A 5650-nucleotide genomic window follows, 5' to 3' on the forward strand; every position below is an offset into this window, starting at 1 on the left:
CAGTGCTGGATCGTCGTCCGGCCCCGAGGTGGCCGCGGATGTTGGGGCGGGTCGGCTGGTGGTGGCGCTGGGTTGCCCCGTCGGGCCCGAGGTGGCCGGGGCCGGTGCATCCGGATCGACGTAGTACTGCACCGGTTCCACGTTCTCTATCCAGCCCTGGACGACCTGCGGGGTCGGGCGCGGCTGGATGGTTGGCGCGGTGCTGGATGGCCTGGCGCTGGAGGGGGTGGCCTTCGCGCTGGGCCGGGTCGTCGACGGCTTGGCGGTTGGGCTGGTGGTCGAGGGGTCAGCCGCCAACGGGCCGGCCGCCTGGTTGGCGGCGCGGGTCGCGTCCGCCCACCGATCCACGCCGAACCAGGCTCCCAGTCCGAGTATCGGAACGAGTAACAGGACGAGCAGGCGTCGCGAGTGGAGCATCGTTGTTCCCCTTGGGATTTGTGAAGCTGGTGCGGGTAACCAATCGCGACTGAGTATTGAGGGCTCGCTGTGCGCAGGCCAAGCGTTGCAAGCTCGACTTGAGGTCCAGAGTGTGGTAGGGGCAGGGCATTCACGGCGCAGCCAGGTGTGCCGGCCAACCGTCCGGGCGGCGATCTCGCGGGTTGTTAGGTTCGATCCATGACCAGCATCTGGGCCCATCGCGGCGCCTCGCTCGACGCCCCGGAGAACACCATCCAGGCCTTCGAACTCGCCTTCGCCCAGGGCGCCGACGGCATCGAGCTGGATGTCCAGCGCAGCCGTGACGGCGTGCTGGTGGTCTGCCATGACGAGTCGATCGACCGGACCAGCACCGGTTCGGGCGCGATCGCCGACCTGACGCTGGGGCAACTTCGCCGCCACGACTTCAGCAACGGCCGCAGTGGCTGTGCCCGCGTGCCGATCCCGCTGCTGGCCGAGGTGCTCGAACTGGTGCACGGCACCGACCGGGTGGTCAACATCGAGCTGAAGAACACGACGCAGCGCTATCCGGGCATGGAGGAACAGGTCGAGTCATTGGTGACCACATTCGGGCTGACCGACCAGGTCTGGTACTCCTCGTTCAACCACCTCAGCCTGCAACGCCTCGCGGAGCTGGGTTCCCGGGTGGGCCGCGGCGTCCTGTACGTCGAGCCGATGGTACGGCCGTGGCTGTACGCGACCAGCTTCGGCGCAACCGCGCTGCACCCGATGGCCGCCACGGTGGACGCCGGGCTGATCGCCGCGGCGCACGAGGCGGGGTTGCGGGTGCATCCGTGGACGGTGGACGATCCACAGGCGATCCGGGCGCTGGCCGCCATCGGCGCGGACGCGGTGGTCACCAACGTGCCGCAGATCGCGCGCCGCGCCCTGTCCACCGGCTGATTCGACGACGAGGACGAATTTCTTCGATGACCTTGACGAACATGGCCTGCTGAGGCATAGTAGAAAGCCCTTCGAACAGCAGTTCGAATAGCTCTCAGGAGTTGCCATGCGGGTCCGGAACGAACCGATCTCGGTGCGGGTGTCGCCTGATTGTGCACCCACCCAGTTCATCTGGCGTGCCCGGCTGTGGCGGGTGCTCGCGGTGCAGCGCCGTTGGGTCGAGGCGGGCGCCTGGTGGGACGACCCGAGGGTGCGCCGGGCTCGCGGTCAGGACGCGGCCACCAGGTGGTCGAACGAGTTGGGTGAACCGGGCCCGCCTCGCGAACCCGAGCTGCCAGACGGTGACCTGCTCGGCGACCGCACGGTGTGGCGAGTCGAGGCGGCTGCTGGCGCGGGTGCCGACGTGGGCATCTATGAACTGGCCTGTCGGGGCTCCGACTGGCGACTGCGAACGGTGATCGACTGACCGACTGGGTGGGGTAGCCGGATGACGAGAAGGGAAGGGTGGACGCGATGATGGCGACCCGGGTGCAGGCCTGCCTGTTGGCGGCCAGACACGGTGCTGGTGCACTGCTGGCCGGCCGGCGCGGCGTGCCGGCAGTGGTCGAACCCACCGCACTGTGGACCAGGCTCGCCGCCGAACTACCGGCGTTCGCCGAGTGGGCGTCCTACTTCGCGTTGCTCGAAGGGCAGCACCGGTGGAGCGAACGGCAGGTCGACGACCTGCTGCGCGACCTGGGGGTCTTCCTCGAGTTGGTCGACCAGCAGTTGGGCCGGTCAGCGGTGCGGGTCGGTCATGGCTGACCAGTTCGTCCACCTGCGGGTGGCCTCGGGTTACTCGATGCAGTACGGCGCCTCACACCCCAGCGACCTGGTGGCCCGGGCCGCCGAACTGGGCATGGGGCAGTTGGCATTGACCGATCGCAACGGCATGTACGGGGCGGTGCGGTTCGCCAAGGCCTGCCTGGCTGCCGGGATCGCACCGATCGTCGGGGTAGACCTGGCGACCGGGTTCAGCCCGCGGCACCCGGCCGCCCGGCTGGGACGCCCACCCAGCGCCGCCAAGGGTGGGCCGAGCAGCGAGTTGTGGCGGGCCAACCAGGTCGGAACCGACCGGGCGCTCGGGCTGCCACGGGTGGTGGTGCTGGCCCGCAGCCGGGCCGGTTGGGCACGGCTCTGCCGGCTGATCAGCGCGACCCACCTGGCCGGGGAGCGTGGGACACCGGTGGCCAGTGCCGAACTGATCGGCCAGTACTGTGCCGACGGTGAGTTGATGGTCATGCTGGGCGCCGATTCCGAGCTGGGGATGGCGGCGACCGCCGACGACCGGGCAGCCGCCGAGATCGAACTGGCCCGCTGGCAGGCCCTGGTCGGTCACCAGCGGCTGGTGGTCGCGGTGACCGACCAACTGGTCGGCGGGCAGCAGCCCGCGTCCCTGCGGCAGGCCGCCCGGCTGCTGCGGTTGGCCGACGAGCACGGGGTGGCCGCAGTGCTGACCAACCAGGTGCGGATGGCCGAACGACGGCAGGCGATGACCTGCGACGTGCTCGACTCCGCCCGGCGGCTGATGGCACTCGACTCGCGGGCCATCGACCGGCGCAACGCCGAGGGCTGGCTGAAGCCGGGGGAGCTGATGCGTCCAGTCGCCGAGGGCATCTCGCGGGCGTCCGGACGCACCGATGACGGCCGGCGGCTGTGGGCACAGACCATCGAAGTGGCTGGTGAATGCGCACTCGACCCGGTCGCCGACATCGGCCTGGGTGAGGTGCACCTGCCCGAGTTCGAACAGTTCGGCACCACCGGCGCCCAGGCGCCGCGGGTGCTGCGCGCCCGTTGCGAGGCCGGTCTCGCCGCCCGTTACCCGGCGGCTGACGAGGGGTTGCTGCGCCGGCTGGACGACGAGCTGGACGTGATCTCGCAACTCGGCTACGAGTCCTACTTCCTGACCGTCGCCGAGGTGGTCGACATGATCCGCCAGATGGGTATCAGGTGCGCGGCCCGCGGGTCGGGTGCGGGCAGCCTGGTCAACTACCTGCTCGGCATCTCCGGGGTCGATCCGATCGCCCACCGGCTGATCATGGAGCGGTTCTGCTCGCCGCTGCGCCACGGCCTGCCCGACATCGACCTGGACGTCGAATCCGAACGGCGCACCGAGATCTACGCGCGCGTGCTGGAGACCTTCGGCGGTGACCGGGTGAGCTGCGTGGCGATGCTGGAGAGCTACCGCGTCCGGCATGCGGTGCGCGACGTCGGGCGGGCGTTGTCGCTGCCGCCGGCCGAGGTTGATGCGATCGCCAAGTCGTTCCCGCACATCCGCGCCCGGGACGCCCGGGCCGCGCTGCGCGACCTGCCCGAACTGCGCGCCGCCGGGCTGGCCGAGGAACGGCTGGAGGTGCTGTTCGAGCTGGTCGAATCGCTCGACGGGTTGCCCAGACACGTCGCGCTGCACCCCTGCGGGGTGATCCTGTCCGACGCCGGCCTGGGTGACCGCACCCCGGTCGAGGCCAGTTTCGGTGGCTTCCCGATGAGCCAGTTCGACAAGGACGACGTCGAGGACATGGGCCTGCTCAAGCTGGACATCCTCGGTATCCGGATGCAGTCATCGATCGCCTACTGCCTGACCGAGATCGAGCGCACCTGCGGGCCCGAACAGGTGCCCGACGTCGACGCCCTGGCGCCCTTCGACGACCCGGCGGTCTACGACATGATCGCCCACGCCCAGACGCTCGGCTGCTTCCAGATCGAGTCACCCGGGCAGCGTGAACTGATCGGCAAGTTCGGGCCCGAGACCTTCGACGACATCATCATCGACATCTCGCTGTTCCGGCCCGGGCCGGTGAAGTCCGACATGGTGGTGCCCTTCCTGGACGCCCGGCAGGGCTGGACCACCCCGCGCTACCTGCACCCGAGCCTGGCCCCGGTGCTCGAACAGACCTGCGGGGTGGTGGTCTTCCACGAGCAGATCATCGAGATCATCTCGGTGGTCACCGGCTGCAGCCTTGCCAAGGGCGACGAGGTCCGCCGCGCGCTCGGCGACTTCGAGGGCCAGCAGCAGGCGCGCAACTGGTTCGTGCCCCGGGCCCGGCTGCGCGGCTACCCCGAGCCGATCGCCGAACGGATCTGGCAGGTGCTGGCCTCGTTCGCGTCCTTCGGGTTCTGCAAGGCCCACGCCGCCGCGTTCGCGCTGCCCACCTACCAGTCGGCATGGCTGAAGCGGTACTGGCCGGCCCACTTCATCGCCGGCATCCTCACCCACGACCCGGGCATGTACCCCAAGCGGCTGCTGGTTGAGGAGGCCCGCCGGATGGGGGTGCAGATCCTGGGCATGGATGTCAACTCATCCGGGGCCGGCTACCGGGTTGAACCGGTGCCCCGCCATGAATCGGCGCCGGGGGAGGGGTTCCGGCCACCGCCTGGCCTGCCCGACGGATCCGACTGGGGCATCCGGCTGTCGCTGGCGGACGTGAAGGGCATCTCGGCCGCCGAGGTGCTGCGCATCGAGGCCGGCCAGCCGTACGCCTCGCTGTCCGACTTCTGGGCCCGCGCCCAGGTCGATGCACCGGTGGTGGAGAACCTGATCGGGGTGGGTGCCTTCGACGCGCTCTATGGCATCGACGTCAGCTGCCCCCAGATCAGCGACACCCGGGTGACCCGGCGCGACCTGCTGCTGCGGTTGGCCGACCTGAAACGCCTGGGCCAGGTCGAGGCCCGCACCGCCCGGCGGGCCAAGGGCCTGCGCCCGGCGACCGACCATTCACCACTGACCGGCGCGCTGGCCGACGACGACCCGGCCCGGCAGGCCGCCCGGCAGGCCGTCGGCCAGGTGGTGTCCGTCCGCGCCCGCGACAGCCTGCAGGGTGTGCAACTGGCCCTCGACTTCGACCAGCCCGCCGACGACGAACCCGCCGACTGGCCCACTGACGTGGTCGCGTCCGGGCTGCCGGAGATGAGCCGGGCCGACCAGTTGGCCGTCGAACTCGACGTGCTCGGGCTGGACGCCAGCCAGCACGTCATCGAGTTCTATCGCGGCTTCCTCGACGCCTGCCGGGCCACCCGCGCGACCGAACTGCTCAACCGACGCAACAACAGCGAACTGCTGGTGGCCGGGGTCAAGGTCGCCACTCAGACCCCGCCGGTCCGGTCCGGGACCCGGATCATCTTCCTCACCCTCGACGATGGTGTCGGCCCGGTCGACGCCACCTTCTTCGAGGACGCCCAAGGCCCCTATGCGGCGACCGTCTTCTCGTCCTGGCTGTTGGTGGTGCGCGGCAACCTGCGACGCACCGGCCCACGCGGGGTCTCGTTGCTGGCC

At 70.1% G+C, this 5650-nt stretch carries 4 protein-coding genes and 1 pseudogene; 4 read left to right on the top strand and 1 reads right to left on the bottom strand.

All coding sequences use genetic code 11. The features are described from left to right. A pseudogene (locus WBL05_RS07215) lies at window positions 1-348 on the bottom strand (hypothetical protein); the annotation flags it as partial. A gap of 267 nt (window positions 349-615) precedes the next feature. Here WBL05_RS07215 and WBL05_RS07220 point away from each other — a divergent pair. The 4 genes from WBL05_RS07220 to WBL05_RS07235 form a co-directional block, all read left to right on the top strand. Beyond that, entirely contained in the window at window positions 616-1338 is a 723-nt protein-coding gene (locus tag WBL05_RS07220) for a glycerophosphodiester phosphodiesterase (RefSeq protein ID WP_424224795.1), read from the top strand. 106 nt (window positions 1339-1444) lie between these two features. Then, window positions 1445-1804 (top strand): DUF6504 family protein, encoded by a 360-nt coding sequence (locus WBL05_RS07225; protein ID WP_424224797.1) that lies wholly within the window; start codon window positions 1445-1447, stop codon window positions 1802-1804. Window positions 1805-1851: 47 nt separating this feature from the next. Beyond that, a complete protein-coding gene (locus WBL05_RS07230; protein ID WP_424224799.1) occupies window positions 1852-2142 on the top strand; it encodes an SAV_6107 family HEPN domain-containing protein in 291 nt (96 codons plus the stop codon). After that, window positions 2135-5650 (top strand): DNA polymerase III subunit alpha (locus WBL05_RS07235; protein ID WP_424224798.1); only part of this gene is annotated, 3516 nt, incomplete at its 3' end. The genes WBL05_RS07230 and WBL05_RS07235, both read left to right, overlap by 8 nt.

This window comes from Brooklawnia sp. (genome assembly GCF_049651565.1).
Taxonomy (GTDB): Bacteria; Actinomycetota; Actinomycetes; order Propionibacteriales; family Propionibacteriaceae; genus Brooklawnia.

Coding starts and splice junctions, on each gene's coding strand:
- WBL05_RS07220 (WP_424224795.1), top strand. CDS start 616: ATGACCAGCATCTGGGCCCATCGCGGCGCCTCGCTCGACGCCCCGGAG.
- WBL05_RS07225 (WP_424224797.1), top strand. CDS start 1,445: ATGCGGGTCCGGAACGAACCGATCTCGGTGCGGGTGTCGCCTGATTGT.
- WBL05_RS07230 (WP_424224799.1), top strand. CDS start 1,852: ATGATGGCGACCCGGGTGCAGGCCTGCCTGTTGGCGGCCAGACACGGT.